Source organism: Haemophilus sp. UMB1048, assembly GCF_030218125.1.
Classification (GTDB): domain Bacteria; phylum Pseudomonadota; class Gammaproteobacteria; order Enterobacterales; family Pasteurellaceae; genus Haemophilus_D.
Genome location: NZ_JASOPB010000005.1, coordinates 168,187 through 188,703, shown reverse-complemented (window position 1 = coordinate 188,703; position 20,517 = coordinate 168,187). Strand labels below are relative to the sequence as shown.

General features: G+C 39.9%; 23 protein-coding genes and 1 tRNA gene. 4 read left to right on the top strand and 20 right to left on the bottom strand.

Translation table 11 applies throughout. The features are described from left to right. The first annotated feature begins 2 nt into the window (after nucleotides 1-2). Complete coding sequence (locus QP437_RS06330) at nucleotides 3-788, top strand: Zn-ribbon-containing protein (RefSeq protein WP_285267316.1); 786 nt, start codon at nucleotides 3-5, stop codon at nucleotides 786-788. Between the two features lie 23 nt (nucleotides 789-811). Then, on the top strand, nucleotides 812-1,651 hold the full coding sequence (gene queF / locus QP437_RS06325; protein ID WP_285267331.1) for an NADPH-dependent 7-cyano-7-deazaguanine reductase QueF: 840 nt from the start codon (nucleotides 812-814) through the stop codon (nucleotides 1,649-1,651). A gap of 43 nt (nucleotides 1,652-1,694) precedes the next feature. Here queF and tyrA read toward each other — a convergent pair whose 3' ends face one another. From tyrA to QP437_RS06280, 9 genes are all read right to left on the bottom strand, one after another. Next, the gene (tyrA, locus tag QP437_RS06320; protein WP_285267315.1) at nucleotides 1,695-2,819 is read right to left on the bottom strand and encodes a bifunctional chorismate mutase/prephenate dehydrogenase; all 1,125 of its coding nucleotides are present in this window, start codon (nucleotides 2,817-2,819) and stop codon (nucleotides 1,695-1,697) included. 86 nt (nucleotides 2,820-2,905) lie between these two features. Then, nucleotides 2,906-3,829 (bottom strand): tRNA pseudouridine(55) synthase TruB, encoded by a 924-nt coding sequence (gene truB / locus QP437_RS06315; RefSeq protein ID WP_285267314.1) that lies wholly within the window; start codon nucleotides 3,827-3,829, stop codon nucleotides 2,906-2,908. Beyond that, complete coding sequence (gene rbfA, locus QP437_RS06310) at nucleotides 3,829-4,215, bottom strand: 30S ribosome-binding factor RbfA (protein WP_005696020.1); 387 nt, start codon at nucleotides 4,213-4,215, stop codon at nucleotides 3,829-3,831. The genes truB and rbfA overlap by 1 nt, the downstream gene beginning before the upstream one ends. A 48-nt stretch (nucleotides 4,216-4,263) precedes the next feature. Next, nucleotides 4,264-4,539, bottom strand: coding sequence for a hypothetical protein (locus QP437_RS06305; RefSeq protein WP_070714404.1), 276 nt, complete (start codon nucleotides 4,537-4,539; stop codon nucleotides 4,264-4,266). A 62-nt stretch (nucleotides 4,540-4,601) separates the two neighbouring features. Continuing rightward, on the bottom strand, nucleotides 4,602-7,103 hold the full coding sequence (infB, locus tag QP437_RS06300) for a translation initiation factor IF-2 (RefSeq protein ID WP_285267330.1): 2,502 nt from the start codon (nucleotides 7,101-7,103) through the stop codon (nucleotides 4,602-4,604). A gap of 11 nt (nucleotides 7,104-7,114) precedes the next feature. Further along, on the bottom strand, nucleotides 7,115-8,602 hold the full coding sequence (gene nusA, locus QP437_RS06295; protein ID WP_285267313.1) for a transcription termination factor NusA: 1,488 nt from the start codon (nucleotides 8,600-8,602) through the stop codon (nucleotides 7,115-7,117). 15 nt (nucleotides 8,603-8,617) lie between these two features. Then, nucleotides 8,618-9,073 carry a ribosome maturation factor RimP gene (rimP, locus tag QP437_RS06290; RefSeq protein WP_049364144.1) on the bottom strand — a complete coding sequence of 152 codons (456 nt, stop codon included), beginning with the start codon at nucleotides 9,071-9,073 and terminating at the stop codon, nucleotides 8,618-8,620. Nucleotides 9,074-9,202: 129 nt separating this feature from the next. Continuing rightward, a tRNA-Met gene (locus QP437_RS06285) sits at nucleotides 9,203-9,279 on the bottom strand. Nucleotides 9,280-9,389: 110 nt separating this feature from the next. Then, nucleotides 9,390-9,518 carry a hypothetical protein gene (locus QP437_RS06280; protein WP_014065317.1) on the bottom strand — a complete coding sequence of 43 codons (129 nt, stop codon included), beginning with the start codon at nucleotides 9,516-9,518 and terminating at the stop codon, nucleotides 9,390-9,392. 262 nt (nucleotides 9,519-9,780) lie between these two features. Here QP437_RS06280 and QP437_RS06275 point away from each other — a divergent pair, with 262 nt between their 5' ends. Beyond that, complete coding sequence (locus QP437_RS06275) at nucleotides 9,781-10,341, top strand: DUF1439 domain-containing protein (RefSeq protein ID WP_285267312.1); 561 nt, start codon at nucleotides 9,781-9,783, stop codon at nucleotides 10,339-10,341. A gap of 26 nt (nucleotides 10,342-10,367) precedes the next feature. Here the strand turns inward: QP437_RS06275 and qseC are convergent, their stop codons facing one another. The 4 genes from qseC to QP437_RS06255 all read right to left on the bottom strand — a co-directional run bounded on the left by qseC (nucleotide 10,368) and on the right by QP437_RS06255 (nucleotide 13,652). Beyond that, complete coding sequence (gene qseC / locus QP437_RS06270; RefSeq protein ID WP_285267311.1) at nucleotides 10,368-11,723, bottom strand: quorum sensing histidine kinase QseC; 1,356 nt, start codon at nucleotides 11,721-11,723, stop codon at nucleotides 10,368-10,370. Further along, nucleotides 11,713-12,381, bottom strand: coding sequence for a response regulator (locus QP437_RS06265; protein ID WP_285267310.1), 669 nt, complete (start codon nucleotides 12,379-12,381; stop codon nucleotides 11,713-11,715). Before QP437_RS06265 ends, qseC begins: the two co-directional genes overlap by 11 nt. Before the next feature lie 69 nt (nucleotides 12,382-12,450). Further along, nucleotides 12,451-12,819, bottom strand: a complete 369-nt coding sequence (locus QP437_RS06260) for a YgiW/YdeI family stress tolerance OB fold protein (protein ID WP_285267329.1) — start codon at nucleotides 12,817-12,819, stop codon at nucleotides 12,451-12,453. A 146-nt stretch (nucleotides 12,820-12,965) separates the two neighbouring features. Further along, entirely contained in the window at nucleotides 12,966-13,652 is a 687-nt protein-coding gene (locus QP437_RS06255) for a hypothetical protein (protein WP_285267309.1), read from the bottom strand. A gap of 106 nt (nucleotides 13,653-13,758) precedes the next feature. Between QP437_RS06255 and yfaE the strand changes: the two genes are divergently transcribed. After that, nucleotides 13,759-14,007 carry a class I ribonucleotide reductase maintenance protein YfaE gene (gene yfaE / locus QP437_RS06250; protein ID WP_049355675.1) on the top strand — a complete coding sequence of 83 codons (249 nt, stop codon included), beginning with the start codon at nucleotides 13,759-13,761 and terminating at the stop codon, nucleotides 14,005-14,007. Here yfaE and dapB read toward each other — a convergent pair. The 7 genes from dapB to QP437_RS06215 all read right to left on the bottom strand — a co-directional run bounded on the left by dapB (nucleotide 14,002) and on the right by QP437_RS06215 (nucleotide 20,471). After that, nucleotides 14,002-14,814, bottom strand: a complete 813-nt coding sequence (gene dapB / locus QP437_RS06245) for a 4-hydroxy-tetrahydrodipicolinate reductase (RefSeq protein ID WP_285267308.1) — start codon at nucleotides 14,812-14,814, stop codon at nucleotides 14,002-14,004. The two genes, yfaE and dapB, sit on opposite strands and share 6 nt — an antisense overlap. Nucleotides 14,815-14,831: 17 nt before the next feature. After that, a complete protein-coding gene (locus QP437_RS06240; RefSeq protein WP_285267307.1) occupies nucleotides 14,832-15,458 on the bottom strand; it encodes a LysE family transporter in 627 nt (208 codons plus the stop codon). Continuing rightward, nucleotides 15,452-15,949, bottom strand: coding sequence for a phosphatidylglycerophosphatase A (locus QP437_RS06235; protein ID WP_285267328.1), 498 nt, complete (start codon nucleotides 15,947-15,949; stop codon nucleotides 15,452-15,454). Before QP437_RS06235 ends, QP437_RS06240 begins: the two co-directional genes overlap by 7 nt. Continuing rightward, complete coding sequence (gene thiL / locus QP437_RS06230) at nucleotides 15,946-16,926, bottom strand: thiamine-phosphate kinase (RefSeq protein WP_285267306.1); 981 nt, start codon at nucleotides 16,924-16,926, stop codon at nucleotides 15,946-15,948. The genes QP437_RS06235 and thiL overlap by 4 nt, the downstream gene beginning before the upstream one ends. 57 nt (nucleotides 16,927-16,983) lie before the next feature. After that, entirely contained in the window at nucleotides 16,984-17,421 is a 438-nt protein-coding gene (gene nusB / locus QP437_RS06225) for a transcription antitermination factor NusB (protein ID WP_049383999.1), read from the bottom strand. Between the two features lie 5 nt (nucleotides 17,422-17,426). Then, nucleotides 17,427-17,900 carry a 6,7-dimethyl-8-ribityllumazine synthase gene (gene ribE, locus QP437_RS06220; RefSeq protein WP_005695997.1) on the bottom strand — a complete coding sequence of 158 codons (474 nt, stop codon included), beginning with the start codon at nucleotides 17,898-17,900 and terminating at the stop codon, nucleotides 17,427-17,429. Between the two features lie 105 nt (nucleotides 17,901-18,005). Next, entirely contained in the window at nucleotides 18,006-20,471 is a 2,466-nt protein-coding gene (locus QP437_RS06215; protein WP_285267305.1) for a glycogen/starch/alpha-glucan phosphorylase, read from the bottom strand. Nucleotides 20,472-20,517: the final 46 nt, after the last annotated feature.

The window sequence follows — 20,517 nt, the reverse complement described above, 5'->3', positions numbered from 1 at the left end:
TTATGTATCTGATCGAACCCTTTTTTAAATTAACCACCTTAGAAAATGATATTGGCCAACAAAGCCGTTTGCTCAATGCAATCATCGACCAATGGCGTTATAACGGTCAAATTATCGGCCGTGAAATCCCGCTTTATTTAACGGAAGAAGATGGCGAACAAGGTTTTGCGATGCGTGTCATTTGCCCTGAGCAAGATAGCCTTTTACCCGAAAACAATAATCAATCTGTGAATCAAGCGATGGAACATGCTGAAAAGAGCGGTCTAAATTTTCAAGGTTTTCAAATTATTGCCGATGATTTAAATGCAGACAGCACCGCAGAATGTAGCCAACCAGCATGGCAAATGCTCTACACCACACATTTACAATCTTGCTCGCCGTTACATAGCGGAGAAGATTTGTCTCCAATTCCGCTCTATAAACAATTAAAAAATCAACCGCACTTAAGCCAAGATTTGATTAAATGGCAGGAAAATTGGCAAGCTTGCGATCAGTTGCAAATGAATGGTTCTGTTTTAGAAAAAGAATCGTTAAACGAAATCTCCGAGGTTAATAGCACGCTTACTAAACATGGACGCTACCTTGCTGCTGAAATTGAAAAAGAAAGCGGCATACCGACCTATTATTATTTATATCGTGTTGGTGGTCATTCTTTAGAATCGGAACAGCAACGCTGTTGCCCGCAATGTGGTGGAGATTGGGCATTAAACGCGCCACTATTTGATGTGATTTACTTTAAATGCGACCAATGTCGATTAGTCTCGAATGTGTCGTGGAACTTTTTATAACGCTTTCGTCATTAGGAAAACAAATGAACTATCAAGATAAAAGCCTTCAATCTTTAAAACTCGGTCAAGCAACAGAATATGCGGCAAATTATGACCGCACTTTGTTACAACCCGTGCCTCGCAAACTCAATCGTGATGGCTTAGGCATTACCGAACAACAGCCTTTTACCCAAGGCGCTGATATTTGGACGGCCTATGAAATTTCTTGGTTAAATCCAAAAGGTTTGCCACAAGTGGCTATTGCCGATGTGGAAATTGATTATCGTAGTGAAAATTTAATTGAATCAAAAAGCTTTAAACTCTATTTAAACAGCTTTAACCAAAGTCAATTTGTTGATTTTGCTAGCGTAGAACGCACGATGCGTGAAGACCTAAGTGCTTGTGCTCAAGGCGAGGTCAAAGTACGTTTAAATCCATTATCCCACTATCAAGGACAACGTATTGATACGTTAACGGGCGATTGCATTGACGAACAGGATATTGAAATCCACAGCTACGAATTTGATGCAGAGATTTTGCAAAATTGTACGTCCGATAACTCGGTTGAAGAAACCTTAGTAAGCCATTTATTAAAATCCAATTGTCTTATCACCAGTCAGCCGGATTGGGGAACCGTACAAATTCATTATGTGGGCAAACAAATCGATCGCGAAAAACTTCTCCGCTACATTGTGTCTTTCCGTCAACATAATGAGTTTCACGAGCAGTGTGTTGAGCGTATTTTCTGTGATTTGATGCATTATGCTAAACCAGAAAAACTCACCGTCTATGCGCGCTATACGCGCCGTGGTGGATTGGATATTAATCCATTCCGTTCTAACTTTGAGGAAATTCCGCAAAATTTACGCTTGGCAAGACAATAAATCACAAAACAAAAGTGCGGTGAAAATCAACCGCACTTTTATTTTATACATGTCGTAAATCATGAGCTTGTTGCAATAACTGACGACTTTCCTGCAAGAATTGATCGGAATATTCCCCAAACCATTCTCTCACTTGATGGAAAGCATCAATAAACCCTTGGCGATCGCCTTTTTCAAAAAATTGTAACGCTTCTTCATACGTTTGCTTCAAGCTTTCAATTACGTCTAAATTTTCTGGCTTATCCATAATAATATCGGCATAAAGTGCCGCATCTTGGGCAAATAGACGACCAATCATGGCTAATTCCAAACGATAAATCGGGGAAGATAGCGCCAATAAATTGCTTAAACTGACAGGTTGTTTGGAAAGATGCAGACCATTCGCAAAAGTGGAAAAATGACGTAATGCTTGAATGTACGTCATATTGTGATCATGCTCAGCTGCATCAATTTGATAAATTTTTGCACCCCAGATTTGAATTTGCTCCAGTAACCATTCATAACGCTCACTAAAGCGCCCATCACACCGTACAACCACTTGTTTTGCCATGCTTGCAATATCAGGACCAAACATTGGATGCAACCCAAGCACTGCCCCTTTATGCACATCTAACATTTTAGCCAATGGTGCTCGTTTCACAGAGGTGAGATCAGCCAATAGCATATTTTCCGTTAAATAGGGTTTTAAACGTTCTATGGTTTCTAACGTGTGATCAATCGGTACTGAGACAATAACAACATCCGCATTCGTTAAAATGCGTTCTGCCACATCCCAATCATCTCGGTCTAAAATAGAAATAGGATAACCAGAAGCACGCAAATAGCGGGCAAATAACTGCCCCATTTTTCCGTAACCGCCGACAATAACAATTTTATTAATGGCTGGATTCAGGGTTTTAAAACCAAATTGATTTTCATTGGAGTAAGATTCACGCATGAAACGACGTAGCACATCTTCAATAAGTTGTGGAGAGATTCCTGCTTTAGCCGCCTCTTCTCGGCGCGCTTGTAACATTGCTAATTCACGCTCTGGTACATAAATCGGTAAACCTTTTTCGTGCTTTACTTCGCCGACTTGGGTTATCAGTTCGAGGCGTTTAGCAAAAAGTTGAATCAGTTCGCGATCGAGTGCATCAATTTCCTGACGTAAATGGTTAAGGGCATCCATAATTCACCTGTAATATCTTATTTACATAGATTGCAATTAAAAGGTTACAGGTGAGATTACTGGAATTAAAAAAGAAAGGCAAATAGTTAGAGAGATTGCGTAATCAAGCGCTGCGGACGAATCACATTGTTATCATCTACAAGAGCCACGCCTAAAAAGATATTCTCGTCAGAAAACAACCGCACTTGACCATGTAATTTTGCTTCATTAGCAAATTTGACACGTTGTCCAAAGCCAATCCCTTTACTTTGCTCGGCATTTAGCTGTAATGCGGGTAATTTACTGACCGCTGTATCTGTCGGTAAAAGATGTTGATCAAGTTGTGCAAGATCACCTTGCTCTGCAAGCGCCAGCAAAGCATCCCATGTCATCATCTTTTCTGTTGGATAATCCGCAACAGCAGTTCGACGTAACACGGTCACATGAGCACCACAACCTAACACTTCACCTAAATCATCCACTAATGTACGGATATAGGTTCCTTTCGAACAATGCACTTCTAAGGTTAGAAAAGGTGCTTGATACTTGATAAAGTTTAGCTCAAAAATCGTGATAGGACGTGCTTCACGTTCTACGGTAATGCCTGCGCGAGCATACTCATACAACGGTTTCCCATTGTGCTTTAATGCAGAAAACATGGTCGGCACTTGCAAAATATCACCACGAAATTGCCCAAGTGCGGTCAAAATTTGTGATGTTTCCACATTAACTGAGCGAGTTTCGACCACTTGCCCTTCAGCATCAGAGGTATCCGTACGTTCACCTAATTTTGCTGTGACCACATAGCGTTTATCTGCATCTAATAAGAATTGGGAAAACTTTGTCGCTTCTCCTAAACAAATGGGCAGCATACCAGTTGCTAATGGATCAAGCGCACCAGTATGCCCTGCTTTATTCGCTTGGAATACGCGTTTAACTTTTTGCATAATGTCATTCGATGACATGCCTTGTGGCTTATCTAATAAAAATACACCATCAATATCACGCCCACGCTTGCGAGGTCTCGACATTAGTCATTTTCCTCAACATGTTTTTTTTCGTCTTCACGTACTACGTTTGTTACTAAATTAGACATACGCATCCCTTCAACTAAGGATTGATCGTAGAAGAAACGAATTTCTGGCACAATGCGTAAACGCATTGCTTTACCTACTAATGAACGAATATAAGGTGCTGCTTTTTCTAACCCTTTCATGCCTTGTGCAATCGCCACTTCATCATGATCAAACAAAAATGTGACAAACACTTTTGCATAAGCTAAATCGCTTGATACTTCCACATCTGACACGGTTACCATGCCAATACGGGGATCTTTTACTTCTCGTTGTAAAATGATGGCGATTTCTTTTTGCAATTCTTGTGCAACGCGATCGCTGCGTTTAAATTCTCTTGCCATAATATTTCTCTTACTAAGTAAGTTTTACCTACATTTATAGGTTACAAATTATTTCTCTGATTTGGTTTTATTTCGGCGAAGGATAAAACCGATCACTACGCCAATGAGACCTGCGATGACATTCACGATGACATCCATCACAACAACAACTAGACTCCAGTCTGCCCCACGTTCTTCATAGGATAACTGAGCATGATAAATGCTGGCTATCCAAAAACAAAGTTTTACAGCAATGGGGATAATTAGAAATTTCCATTTCTTCTGCCCAAACCCATAAGCAATTAAAATAGCATTGATCGCCGCCCAACCAAACATTGATTCCATTTTTAGCTCCAATGACAAAAGCGGTCAAAAATACGTTGAATTTTGACCGCTCTTTTTATCGATTAGATTGAACGTTTAACTTCAACGACTTCAAACACCTCGATTTGGTCGCCGACTTTCACGTCATTGTAGTTTTTAACGCCGATACCACATTCCATACCATTACGGACTTCAGAAACGTCATCTTTAAAGCGACGGAGAGATTCCAATTCACCTTCAAAAATTACCACGTTATCACGTAATACACGGATTGGGTTGTTGCGTTTTACTACACCTTCGGTCACCATACAACCGGCGATTGCACCAAATTTCGGATGTTTAAACACATCACGCACTTCAGCCAAGCCGATGATTTCTTGTTTGAATTCAGGTTGTAACATACCGCTCATCGCGGCTTTCACATCATTTAATAGTTCATAAATGATGGAGTAATAACGAAGGTCAATGTTTTCTGCTTCGATAATACGACGAGCAGAAGCATCCGCACGAACGTTAAAGCCGACCATAATCGCATTAGAGGCTGCCGCTAAGGTTGCATCAGTTTCAGAAATACCACCTACGCCTGAGCCCACTACTTTCACTTTCACTTCATCAGTAGAAAGATCTTGTAACGATTGAATAATCGCTTCCACAGAACCCTGTACGTCTGCTTTCACAATGATATTCAGTTCAGCTACATCACCTTCAGTCATATTGCTAAACATATTTTCGAGTTTAGCTTTTTGCTGACGAGCAAGTTTCACTTCACGGAACTTACCTTGACGGTGTAATGCCACTTCACGTGCTTTTTTCTCATCACGCACTACTGTCGCTTCATCACCCGCTGCAGGTACACCTGAAAGACCTAGCACCTCAACCGGGATAGATGGACCCGCTTCATCGATTTCTTTACCGTTTTCATCGCGCATTGCACGAACACGGCCATATTCAAAACCACAAAGTACGATATCACCTTTACGTAAGGTACCCGATTGAACAAGAATAGTCGCAACTGGACCACGACCTTTATCAAGGTAAGATTCAATCACTACACCGCTTGCCATGCCGTCTTTTACAGCTGTTAATTCAAGTACTTCTGATTGGAGTAAGATGGCATCTAATAAATCATCAACACCGGTACCTTTCTTCGCAGAAACAGGAACGAATTGTACATCACCACCGAATTTCTCAGAAATCACTTCGTGTTGAAGTAATTCTTGCTCTACGCGATCTGGATTAGCTTCTGGTTTATCAATTTTGTTCACCGCAACCACTAAAGGCGCACCCGCTGCTTTCGCGTGTTGAATCGCTTCAATGGTTTGAGGCATCACACCATCATCTGCGGCAACAACAAGAACGACGATATCTGTTGCTTTCGCACCACGTGCACGCATTGAGGTAAATGCGGCGTGCCCCGGCGTATCTAAGAAGGTGATCATTTTGCCGTCATCCATTTCTACGTGGTACGCACCGATGTGCTGAGTAATACCACCCGCCTCACCTGCTGCAACTTTCGCTTTACGAATATAGTCAAGCAATGAGGTTTTACCATGGTCAACGTGACCCATGATCGTTACAACTGGTGCACGAGTCACTTTTTCTGCGTTGACATCACGATCGCCTAATACTTCTTCTTCAAGTTCATTTTCATTACGAAGAATCACTTTGTGACCTAATTCTTCAGCCACTAACTGTGCTGTTTCTTGGTCAAGCACTTGGTTAATGGTTACCATTTCGCCCATCTTCATCATAGCTTTGATGATTTCAGTCGCTTTGGTTGCCATTTTGTTTGCTAATTCCGCAACGGTAATGGTTTCACCAATAACAACATCCTGTTTCACAACCTGAACAGGTTTTGTGAAGGCTTGTTGTAATGCTGCACCTTTCTTACCATTTTTACCTTTACCGAATTTACCGTCTTTTTGATTTTTACGGTTAGATTCGCGCTCATTTTTAGTGCCTTTCACGTCATCGCGTTCTTTTTTCGCTTTAGCTACTTTATTTTTACCACGGCCGCGATTTTCGTTACGACGTTCTTCTTCGTCTTCTGCTTCTAAAGCATAACGAGAGCTTAAATTATAATCGGTATAATCTTCTGATGCGCTGTCATGTCTTGACGTATCAGTTTCAGCATAACGTTTAGCGTCTTCAGCTGCTTTACGCGCTTGCTCTTCTGCTTTTTGGCGAGCAAGTTCTTCCGCTTTGCGACGAAGCTCTGCTTCTTCCGCTTTGCGTTTTTCTTTTTCAGGATCAACAGATTTAGGTTTATTTTCAACCGCACTTGGTGCTGGTTTCGCAGCTTTTTCCGCTTCAGCCTTAGCTTTTTCGGCTTTCGCTTTTTCAGCGGCTAAACGTGCTTTTTCTTCTGCCGCTTTCTTCTCTGCTTCTTGCTGTGCTTTTAATTTTTCTGCCTCAGCGGCTTTTCGCGCAGCATCTGTTGGCACAGTGCGTTTTTTACGAACTTCAACTTGTACCGCTTTTGCTTTACCGCCAGCAGTAGCACTGCTTACAGTTGTTTTTGTTCTGCGTTGAATACTTAGTTTTTTCGGTGCATTTGCATCCGCATTTTTTACATCTTCAGTCATCATTAAACTCCTTACTCTTCGCTAAACCAGCAAATATTACGCGCAGCCATAATGAAATCAGCGGCTTGCTCTGCGGTTAATTCTTCGATATCAGCTAAATCATCTACACCTTGCTCAGCAAGCTCTTCAAGCGTAGTAATTTGTTTTTCAGCTAATTTAAAGGCAATGTGACGATTCATCCCTTCAAGATTTAATAAACGATCTTCAATATTCGCTTTTTTCAAGGCTTCTTCTTCAGCTGCTGCAGCTGCAGTAATGGCATCTTTTGCGCGACCTTGTAACTCTTCGATAAGATCTTCATCTTCTAAACCATCAATTGCAGTCAGTTCACTGACAGGAACATAAGCCACTTCTTCTAAAGAAGTAAAGCCTTCATCCACTAAGATTTGAGCGAACTCTTCATCAAGACCTAATTTATCCATGAATAAATTTAATACTTTAGTATCTTCAGCTTGATGTTTTTCATTTAATTGTTCGGTAGTCATGACGTTTAATGTCCAACCGGTTAATTGTGTCGCTAAACGTACGTTTTGACCGTTACGACCAATTGCTTGTGCTAAGTTGTCAGCATTAACCGCAATATCCATTGAGTGATTATCTTCATCCACAATGATTGAAGTCACATCAGCTGGTGCCATCGCATTGATCACATACTGTGCCGGATTATCATCCCAAAGTACGATATCCACACGTTCACCACCTAATTCATTGGTAATCGCTTGAACGCGTGCACCGCGCATACCCACACACGCACCAACTGGATCGATACGTTTATCATTTGATTTCACCGCAATTTTCGCACGAGAACCAGGATCACGTGCAGCACCACGAATTTCAAGCATTTCTTCGCCGATTTCAGGTACTTCAATACGGAATAACTCGATTAACATTTCAGGTTTTGCGCGAGTCACAAATAATTGTGCGGTTTTGCTTTCTGGATTCACTTTATAAAGCACACCACGAACACGATCGCCTGGACGGAAGTTTTCACGTGGAAGCATATCTTCACGCATAATCACGGCTTCAGCTTTATTGCCTAAATCTAAAATAATGCTTTCACGGTTTACTTTTTTCACCGTACCCGTAACAATCTTGCCTTCTTCAGAACGGAATTGCTCAACTACTTTTGCACGTTCTGCTTCACGGATTTTTGTACTGATAACTTGGCGAGCGGTTTGCATTGCAATACGGTCAAATGCGATAGACTCAATTTGATCTTCGACATAATCACCAAGTTGAATATTCGGATCTTCAAATTGTGCCGCTTCTAATGTCATTTCTTTTGTTGGCACTTTAACTTCATCAACCACCAACCAACGACGGAATGTATCAAACTCACCTGTTTTAGGATTGATAGATACACGAATATCGGTTTCATAGTCATATTTTTTCTTCGTTGAAAGTGCAATCGCACTCTCTAATGCTTCAAAAATCTTTTCGCGTGGTAATAACTTCTCGTTAGATACTGCTTCAGCAGCTAACAAAATCTCTTTACTCATTTTCCTTTTTCTCCTTTAAAATTTTGCGATTACATTGGCTTTTTGAATGTTGCCAAAAATAAGAACTTGTTCCTGACCATCAACAATAAGTGTCAACATGTCATTTTCAATTTTTTCCAATTTACCTTGCCATTTACGACGATCTAAAACAGGAATTCGTAAATGCACAGCGATATCCTCACCCACATAACGTTGGAATTGTTCAAGCGTAAATAACGGACGATCAAGACCTGGTGATGACACTTCTAGGTTATATTTATCCGCAATTGGATCTTCCACGTCTAAAATCGCGCTCACTTGACGACTTACATCAGCACAATCATCAACGCCTACGCCACCGTCTTTATCAATGAATAAACGCACGGTCATAAAGCGACCTGCACGTTGGCATTCAATCCCCCAAAGTTCGCAGCCTAAGTCTTCTACTGCACCTTGAAGCATTTCTTGCAATTTTTGTTCTAATGTTGCCAATTTTTGCTCCTAATCTTAAAATTCAGACATAAAAAAAGGGTTAGGTTCATCAATGAACCTAAGCCCAGTTTCTAAATTTCTCGTACAAAAAAACCCCAAATTTGGGGTTCTTTTTACTGAACTTGTTATTGGTTGCGGGGGCCGGATTTGAACCGACGGCCTTCGGGTTATGAGCCCGACGAGCTACCAAGCTGCTCCACCCCGCGTCCGAAATATGGGGTGTATTATAGTGTTCTAAATCAAAAGATCAAGCAGTTTCTGCTAATTTTCTTGAAAACGTAAGATTTTTTGACCGCACTTTGCTTCCATCTAAAAATTAGAATCCTAAACCAGTACTTAGCCCGACACCTACGCCAACCCCATTACTTCCACCACCAGCACCTACACCAACAGAACAAGCACTCACTAAAGCACTTAATACAGCCACTAAGAATAATTTTTTCATAGATTTTCCTTTGTTAAATGTTCAAATAACCGATAAACGGCCAATAAGTCCGTTCATGCAATCGGTTTGAACGGAAGTAAAAGATAATAAAACGACTTAATTTTTTCACATACGCTAACACATTTGTCTAATAATTAATAGGACTAGACTGTTTTAATTAATAGCAAGAATATTTTCTTTTATTAAAGTTTTTATTGTGTCGTGAAAAGATAAGCGATACATTCTACAAAATTTTCATTCTTTTTCAATCAAGGAGAAAAATATGCAGTGTTTGAAAAAATTGCTCACCATTCTGACATTAGGTTTCTTCACGCTATCTGTACAAGCATCCCCTTTTAGCATCAGCGAGCAACAAATTAACCGGTATTTAAGTGAAAAAGGGACGATTAATGACAAACTCGGTATTCCAGGATTATTTTCTGTCGATTACGCACTGAAAGATTTAATGACTCAAATCGGGCAAACTGAAAGTAATCGTGTTGAAATGAGTGGTTTGGCTGATACGCTTATTCGTTTATCTGGTAAAACCTATCCGGCTAAATTGCATTTAACCTTTGATGCCGTTCCAGAATATAACGCACAGGAAGGTGCGCTCTATTTAAAAAATCTGCGGATTTTACGCTGGTCTGGTGAACCTAATAGTGTGATGGATCAACTCCAAGATGTTATGCCGCTATTAAGTGATGGTGTGGCAGCCTTATTAAGTCGTATGCCAGTTTATACCTTAGATGAAAGTGATATGAAACAAATGCTCATAAAGAAATTTGCCAAAGAAATTAAAGTTGAAAAAGGTCGATTGGAATTAATTGGTGGAATGTTTTAACAAAAGGGCGTATTAAACGCCCTTTTTTATAACTCAATGATAGCTCGTAAACCTTGAATTTGCCCGTTAGATTCAATGTTTTCTAATCGGAAACGATAGTGATGCAATTCCGCTATTCTTGCCACAATAGACAATCCAAGCCCACTTCCCTTTTCATTTTGTCCTGCAGGACGATAAAAACGCTGCCCTAATTTTGCTAATTCTTCTGGCGCAACGCCACCGCCATTATCTTCAATAAGAATTTTACGTGGCTGTAAAATCACACGAACCAGAGTGCCTTGAGGACAATATTTAATGGCGTTATCCAACAAGTTTCTCAACATTTGGGCAAGTAATAATGGCTGCCCTTGCTTAACGGCAGGATCTCCCTGATGATCAAACTGCAATTCGATTTGGCTTTGCTGTGCACTGAAATACAACTCACCGATAAGTGAAGTTATAATTTCTGACCAATGAATAGGCTCCTGATGATTTAATTCTTTAAGATTATCCAAGCGGGAAAGCGTAAGAAGTTGTTCGATTAATTGAGTTGCTCGATCGATACCTTGGGTTAAATGCGCTAAGGCCATTTCACGAGTTTGTGCATCATCTCCTGCCAACTGTGCGACTTCCGTTTGAATACGTAATGCCGCTAATGGGCTACGTAATTCATGTGCTGCATCAGAAACAAAACGTCGCTCCCGTTCTAGCTGCTCACTGGTACGTGTGAAAAATTGATTTAAGTTTTGGACTAACGGTAAAATCTCCGTTGGTACATCATCGGTTTCTAATAACGATACATCACCTGGTCGGCGTGCTTGTACGTTTCGACTCAATCGATTAACTGGTTTTAAGGCACGATAAATCACAATAAACGCGACCAATAAGAGTACTGGTAATCCTGCAAACCAAATTCCTGTTTGGCTGAAAACCATTTTATTGACTAACTCTTCGCGGTATTCCAATTCTTGTCCCACCGCAATGACAAGTTCACCTTTTCCGACAGGTTGCCAATAAATCAGCCATTCATCGTCATCATCTAAAATATGTTCTTTGCTAAAACCCGTCTTATTTTGAAAAATAAATTTGTCGCCATTATCACCATCGGTTAATAATCTTTCACCTTTGTTAGAAAATATGGCAAAGGCCAATGCATCATTATCATAATGACGTTTCTGTGGTTTAAATCCACCACGTGGAAAATTAGCATTTTCATCCAATAAGACATTTTTCAAATCAGAGGTTGCCAAACGCTCGGCAAAAAGCACCTGCTGTGCATTAAACACATCTTTTACTTCTTTTTTGACAACCGTCCAGGCAACAGCCGTGGCAATGCACCACACGCAAAGTGCGGTCAAACTTAAACCGATTAAGAGACGAAAACTCAGTCGTTTATTTTTCATTAACTTGTCCTAAAGCATAGCCTACGCCATGTACCGTACGAATAAATTGTTTACCCAGCTTTTGACGCAAATTATAAATATGTACGTCCAATGCACCGCTACTTAATTCTTCATCCCAATTTGACAGTTTTTCTTCAATGGTCGCACGTGAAAGCACTCGTTCTTTATTCAACATAAAAAGCTCGAGTAATTTATATTCACGTCCAGTTAATGTAATTTCATCTTCATTCAACCAAGCCTTACGCTGAGCAGGATCGAGTTTGACATAGCCATGTTCAATCTGTGGTTTAACTTGCCCATAACGACGACGAATTAATGCTTGTAATCGCACCACCACTTCAGCCAAGGCAAAGGGTTTGCAAAGATAATCATCGGCACCTTGTTGAATGCCTTTAATGCGTTCATCCAATGTATCACGCGCAGTTAAGATCAACACAGGCACATCTTGATTATTTGAACGCCACTGTTTTAATACATCCAAACCATCCAGTTTAGGCAGGGTTAAATCCAATACCACCGCATCATAAGGTGCACCAATTAAGGCATTTAACCCACTTTGCCCATCAGTAAACCAATCTACAATAAAGCCTGATTTTGTTAAACCAATTTGCAGACCATTGCCGATGAGAGGATCGTCTTCTACTAATAAAACTCGCATAATATTGACCGCACTTTTCTTAAAACGAAAAAATGGCGGGCTTTTGCCCACCACTTCAAATTATATGAATTATTGCGCTTTTTCAACGCTAATGACTTCAAGCTCTGGTTTTTCAAACATTTCATTGTCTAGTTTACCGTAAACGCGGATTTTATCCTGAGGTCCCACATTTAAGCCATTCCAAACGCGGTTTTTAATTTCCAATTTGATTTGGTCTGTACCATCGGTAAAAAGATATTCATCACCATCAATTTGTTGAGTGATGTTACCGACTAAGGTAATCATAGAATTATCTTTCGCAGATAATGCTTGTTTAACTGTAAGTTGTTGACCTTGGTTACCACCTTGGAAGCCACCTTCTACAGTGTTGCCATTAAAACCAGCAAATGCCACTGAAGTAGATAAAGCTAAAAGAGTCGCTAAAGCAAATTTTTTCATCATGTTCTCCTAAATAGAATTAAGCATAAATTAATCATGTTTCAAAGCGAAGGATTATCCTCATTGCCGCCTTGTTGATACTTATTAAACACAACAAATCTTAATGAAATCTTAAGCAACCTTAAGATTTTTAAATTTTTTTAAAATCACCAACAAAATCGCTCATTCACCAAGTTATCTTGGCGTTCTTTCTCCCATTTTGCTTTATTTTCAGGATTAGCAAAATAGCGGTCTTGCTCAACTAGGCGCGCATCAAGTTTTGCCTCTGCTTCTTTTAATGCCTGTTTTCTATCTGGATGTTTGCTTGGTAATTGAGGTAGAAATACCGCCTGATACGGATGATTTTTAGCCCAAGTAATGGCATCTTGCGCCGCCTTGTGTTGTTTGTTCAAATCACAGAACGCATACGGATTAACATGTTGCCCGACTAATTGCCCAAATGCCGTGTTATTCGATACTGTTAATTTATCTAAATCCAACACATATAACGCCGTGATTAAACGGTTTTGCCCACGATAAAACCATTTTACCGCTTCATCACGCAAGCCAAAATCATAAGCACGAGCAGAAAGTGCAAACATTGTCATCGGAGAAACAAAATCCACTTTTTTCTCAATAATATTGACCGCACTTTCAAAATCTTTTTGTGTATTTTTCAGTAATAACGCATCAATATCTTTGTTCACATTAATCTGTTCAAGTCGCCCATCTCTGGCATCGTAATAAGGCTTTACATACATATCAATGTGCTTAACCGGCTCTTTTGAAATGGTGCTACAAGCCGTTAATAAAAGTGCGGTTGAAATTAACGTTAATTTTAGAAAGGTTTGCATGGTCTTCCTTTATGATGAATATTAGCTCGCTATCTTACAACAAAAGAGCCGTGAGTTTTACTTCTCTTTCTTCTATAATGAACAAAATTTTGTTTTATTTTGTTTCATGAAAATCCATCTTATTCAGCGCCAAATCACCTTAGATTTCGATAACCAAACTTCTCTGCTTAACTTTTTAGAACAACATCAAATTCACCATGAATATCAATGTCGTTCTGGCTATTGTGGTTCTTGTCGCGTTAAGATCAAAAAAGGCAAGGTTTCCTACGCTGAAGAGCCCCTTGCCTTTATTCAACCCGATGAGATTTTACTCTGTTGTTGTCGGGTGGAAAGTGATTTAGAAATAGAATTATAAATTATTCAAATCCAACACATCTGTCATATCAAACAATCCGTGAGATTGTTTTTCTAACCATTTACCTGCACGCACTGCACCATTTGCAAAGGTCATACGGCTTGATGCTTTGTGAGCAATTTCAACGCGCTCGCCAATATCCGCAAACCATACACTATGTTCACCCACGACATCAGAGGCACGAATGGTAGAGAAACCAATTTCATCACGTTTGCGTTCACCTGTAATGCCTTCACGACAAAATACGCCGTGCGTTTTTAGATCACGTCCAAGAGTTTTCGCAATGTGCTCGCCCATAGAAAGTGCCGTACCCGATGGTGCATCCACTTTATGACGGTGATGCGCTTCAATGATTTCGATATCGCAATAATCGCCCATCACTTTGGTGGCTTTTTCTAATAGTTTAAACACCAAATTCACACCCACACTGAAATTGGATGCAAATACAATGGCAATTTTTTCTGATGCTGCTTTAATTGCGGCTTTACCTGCATCATCAAATCCCGTGGTACCAATTACCATTTTTTTGTTATGAGCGACACAAAATGCGATATGCTCAAGAGTGCCTTCCGGACGCGTGAAATCAATTAGCAAATCAAAGTTATCTTTTTCTGCGTTTAAATCATCTGATACTTTTATACCTAATGCACCAATACTGGCAAGCTCACCCGCATCTGCCCCCACTAAAGAGGAACCTTTACGCTCAAAAGCAGCACCTAATTCTACTCCTTCTGCATTATGTACGGCTTGAATTAATTGACGCCCCATTCTTCCGCCAGCCCCGGCGATGGCAATTTTTAATGTCATGTTTTGTCCTTTTTTAATCAAATTAAAGCGTGTTGAACGCCACTATAAATTAAATAGATTCCGAAGAAAATAAAAATCAGCCCAGCGGCATTATCAATATAGCGACTATATTGGCTATAAAACTGTTTTGCAACAGAACGCGAGAAAAGCACCGAAATGATGTAGAAATATAAAAAGGTTTCTACGGTAATCACGGCAAGTGCGGTCAAAATTTGTGATGTTTCGGTAATATTCACTAAAACTAATGACATTACACTGCTGAAATAAATCACAACTTTAGCATTAGATAAATTGACCAATAAGCCTTTCATAATGCTCGTTAAGGTTGATTGATTTGGCTCATTTGTATTCTGCTTTTCATCAAAAACCGCATTGGTTTTTACTTTTGCCATTTTAATGCCGAGATAAACTAAATACGAACCACCAAGCATCATCACAATGCCTTGAATAATTGGCATCGTGGCAAAAATAATGGCGAGTCCTAAAACGGCAGCCGTAGCCCAAATTAATACACCAATGGTAATCCCAATCACGCCACCAATGGCTTCGCGGCGAGAGCTCATGGCAGAAATTCGGCTGACATAGAAAAAATCTGGGCCAGGCGAAAGTAAACCAACAAGATGAATAATCATCAAATTTAGCATGGCAAGCCTACAATACGTAATATCGCAATCACGATAACAGCATAAACTGCCGCTAAAACGTCATCCACCATAATCCCAAAACCGCTTTCCAGTTTTTGATCAAAATAACGGATGGGATAAGGTTTTAAGATATCGAAGAAACGGAACAGTGCAAAGGCAATCACAATCCAAGGGAACGACAAAGTTGGAATCGCGGCTAACACAATAAATACCCCAATAAACTCATCCCAAACAATGGAACCGTGATCATGAACGCCCATATCATCTGCGGTTTTTTGGCATAGATAACAGCCAAGAGCAAAGCAAAGTGCAGTCAAAATTAGGAAGATTTTTAGTCCAAGACAAGCTAATAATGCCGAACCTAAAATCGTTCCAGCTAAACTTCCCCATGTGCCCGGAGCAGGACGAATGAGTCCTGAACCAAAACCTAATGCAAGTAAATGAACTGGATTTTTTAAGCTAACTTTATCAAGAGGTGAACTATTCATTATTTATCCTTAAAATGATCGAAGCCAGATGGTGCTTGATAATTGATTACACATCCATCTTTTAAAAAAGTAATCTGATTGCTATTTTGCGGAACGATTTTTCCGATACAAGAACAAGGTACATTCAACGATTGAGATAACTTCTCAATCTCAGATTTTTTATTTGCGGGAACCGTAAAGCAAAGCTCATAATCTTCCCCGCCACTTAATGCAAACGCTTCTGCTTTTTCTAAGCGATATGTTTTTTTGAGTGATGTAGATAAAGGCAAGAAGGATAAATCAATCTCTGCAGAACATTGGCTTCTCGTTAAAATATGTCCTAAATCAGCGACAAGACCATCTGAAATATCAATGCATGAATGTGCTACATTCACTAATGCTTGGCCTAATTCAACGCGTGGTGTCGGGTGAAAATGGCGTTTTACTAAAAATTCAGTATCAAAATCGACCGCACTTTTACCCTGTAAGATCCAATTTAAACCCGCCGTGCTATCACCTAACGTGCCCGATACATAAATTAAATCTCCAACCTTCGCGTTATGTCGGAATAAAGCCTTTCCTGTTGGTACGAAACCTTGTGCCGTAATAGTTACAGAAAGTGGGCCCTTTGTTGTATCGCCACCAATTAACGTCACATCATATTGATTTAATGTATCAAACAGACTTTGACTAAATTGGCTTAGCCAGTTTTCATCAACTTCAGGTAATGTCACTGCAAGAGAAATCCAAGCAGGTTTCGCACCCATAGCAGCTAAATCACTTAGATTTGTCGCGATAGCTTTATACGCTAAATCTTTTGGAGAAATGGAAGATAAAAAATGCGTACCCTCGACCATTGTATCGGTGGTAATCGCAAGCTGATAGCCTTCTGGAATATGAGTGATCGCACAATCATCCCCAATACTGAAATCAACAAAGTGTTGATTGCCTTTTTGTATTGAGAAGTATCGCCCTATAAGATCAAATTCACCTGTACTCATTTTATCTGCGCACCAAAAAACAAAGGGCAGACATTTGTCTACCCTACATTTGAATAATTATTTGCGACCTAATGCAGGAGCGACTTTATCCAATACACCGTTAATGTATTTATGGCTTTCATCTGCACCAAACACTTTCGCTACTTCAATTGCCTCATTAATCGCCACTTTATACGGCACATCTGGCTCAAATTGAAGTTCATAAACCGCTAAACGTAAAATCGCTTTTTCAATCGGATCTAATTCATCCAACGTGCGATCTAAATAATGGCTCATTGAAAAATCAACAGCGTCCACATTCGCGACAGTTTGACGGAAAAGGCGGCTAAAATAAGGTTTATCTACACCTTTTAAATCTTGATCCACCACAAAAGTGAGTTCCACTTGTTCTGGTGCGTTACCAGAGAGCGCCCAAGAATATAATGCTTGGACTGCACATTCTCTCGCTCTACGACGTGGCGATACTTTTTTTACAGGTTCTTTTTTCTCTGTCATTGGAATTATGCCGCATCAATTTGTTGTAAAAGGTTCACCATTTCAAGTGCAGTTAATGCTGCTTCTGCACCTTTATTACCTGCTTTAGTACCTGCACGCTCGATAGCTTGTTCAATGTTTTCAGTTGTTAAAACACCGAATGCTACTGGAATTTCAGCTTGCATTGCTACTTGACCTAAACCGCTACTTGCTTCACCCGCTACATATTCAAAGTGAGCTGTACCACCACGGATTACCGTACCCAATGCCACGATTGCATCAAATTTTTTGCTTTCAGCTAAACGACGTGCTACTAATGGAAGTTCATACGCACCTGGTGCTCGAACAATTGTGATATTCTCATCTTTCACTTGGCCGATACGTTTTAATGCATCTACCGCACCTTCTAATAAACTTTCATTAATAAAACTGTTAAAACGAGCAATCACCACTGCGATTTTAGCATTTGGCGCAGCTACCGCACCTTCTAAAACTTTCATACTTTTTCCTAATCTGAATGAACAATAAATTTGACGGTGGATTTTAGCATAAAAAGAAACCCTGTGGAAATAATCCGACAGGGTTTTCTATGAGTGGAAAAGAACTTACTTCTCGAGTTTTAACGGTTCAATTTTCCAGATATTTTTCGCATATTCAAGAATCGTACGGTCTGATGAGAAGAAGCCCATGTTCACCATATTTTGAATGGTACTTGCAATCCATGCATCACGATCTTGATATTTTTTATCTACCGCTTTTTGCGCTTCCACATAACTGCGGAAATCAGCAAAGGATTGATAATAATCGTGATATTGTAAACCTTGAATGAGAGAGTGATAACGGTTCGGTTCTTCCGGTGAGAAATCACCACGAATGATTTGGTCAATGACTTCACGTAACTGCTCGTCATTTTGATAATAATCAAACGGACGATAACCTTCGCGACGTAATGCTTCAACCTGTTCAACCGTATTACCAAAGATAAAGATATGATCCTTACCAACGTTATCTAAAATCTCAACGTTCGCACCATCAAGCGTACCCAATGTTAACGCACCATTTAAGGCAAACTTCATGTTACTGGTACCTGATGCTTCTGTTCCTGCAAGAGAGATTTGTTCAGAAATATCTGCTGCTGGAATGATTAATTGTGCAAGACTTACGCTGTAGTTCGGGATAAATACGACTTTTAAACGACCTTTTAAGCGCTCATCATTATTGATGATATTCGCGACATCGTTAATTAAACGAATGGTTTGTTTTGCCGCATAGTAAGCCGAAGCCGCTTTACCCGCTAAAATAAATACGCGTGGCTGCCAATCTTTTTCTGGGTGTGCCAACATTTCGTTGTAACGAGCGATAATGTGTAACACATTAAGCATTTGACGTTTGTATTCGTGAATACGTTTTACTTGAACGTCAAATAATGCGTGTGGATCTAAATCGATGTTAAGTGTTTTCTTCACATATTGTGCTAATTTCACTTTGTTATCGTATTTGATATCTGCGACAGCACGCTTAAATTCACCTTTATCTGCAAACGCTTTAAGTTTTTCAATTTGGCTTAAATCGCAACGCCATTCAGAACCGATATATTGATCAAATAAAGCCGCTAATTTAGGGTTCGCTACTGCAAGCCAACGACGTGGTGTAATACCATTTGTCACATTGGTGAAACGTTCTGGATAGATACGGGCAAAATCAGCAAAGGTTGAAGAAACCATAAGATCGGAGTGAATTGCTGCTACACCGTTTACTTTATGAGAACCAACAACAGACAACCAGCCCATGCGAACTTTACGTTGATGTCCTTCCTCGATAAGCGATACACGACGGATAAATTCCATATCGGTGGTGACATAAGTTTTCACATACTCAAGGAAATGATCATTGATTTCAAAAATCATTTGTAAGTGACGAGGTAAGATTTTCGCCATCATTTCTACCGGCCAGGTTTCTAATGCTTCTGACATTAAAGTATGGCAAGTATAAGAGAAGATACGACGAGTCACATCCCAAGTGTTTTGCCATGAGTAACCGTGTAAATCGATTAAAATACGCATTAACTCAGGAATCGCTAATGTTGGGTGAGTATCATTCAAGTGGATCGCTACTTTATCTGCTAAGTTATCTAACGTGCCATGTGTTCTAAAATGACGACGAAGAATATCTTGTAAAGACGCTGATACTAAGAAGTATTCTTGACGTAAACGTAATTCACGACCATTCCAGGTAGAATCGTCTGGATAAAGGACACGAGAAAGGTTTTGGTTAGCTGAACGCGTTGCAACTGCAGCTAAGTGATCACCACGGTTAAACTCGGCTAAATCAAACACCTCACCACCATGAGCAGACCATAAACGCAACGTTGATGCTGAATCATTTTTATAGCCAGGTATCATTTGGTCGTATGCAAGTGCGGTCACTTTTTCAGCCGGATTCCAAATACATTTTTTGCCTTCAAAATAAATATGACCACCGAAATCAATGCTGAAACGTTTTGATGGACGCATAAATTCCCAAGGTGCGCCTTTTTCTAACCAATCATCTGGGCGTTCAACCTGTTGGCCATTTTCAATTTTTTGACGGAACATACCGTATTCATAACGAATACCGTAACCCATTGCTGGAATCGCTAATGTTGCAAGTGAGTCCATAAAACAAGCAGCAAGACGACCTAAACCACCATTACCTAAACCAGGATCCACTTCTTTTTCAATAATCTCTTCTAAATCAACATTTAATTCAGCCAAAGCTTTTTGTGCCACATCATAAATGCCTTCTGCGATCATCGCATTAGAAAGTGTACGGCCGATTAAAAATTCCATAGAAAGATAATAAACACGGCGAGTTTCTTCTGCACGAGATTGGCGTGCAGTCGTAATCCAACCTTCTGTCACTAAATCACGTACCGCATGAAGCGTCGCATTTAGCCAGTCACGTTGACTCGCCTCTTTTGGCGAACGACCGATTAAGAAAATTAATTTATAAACAATTGCTTTTTTTACGCCTTCAACATCAACGCTAGGTCGATTATAAAGAAATGGCGAATCAAAATTGTCCATGATCATAGAAAGTAAAACCTCAATAAAAAAAACCGCGCAAATTTTAAGCTTT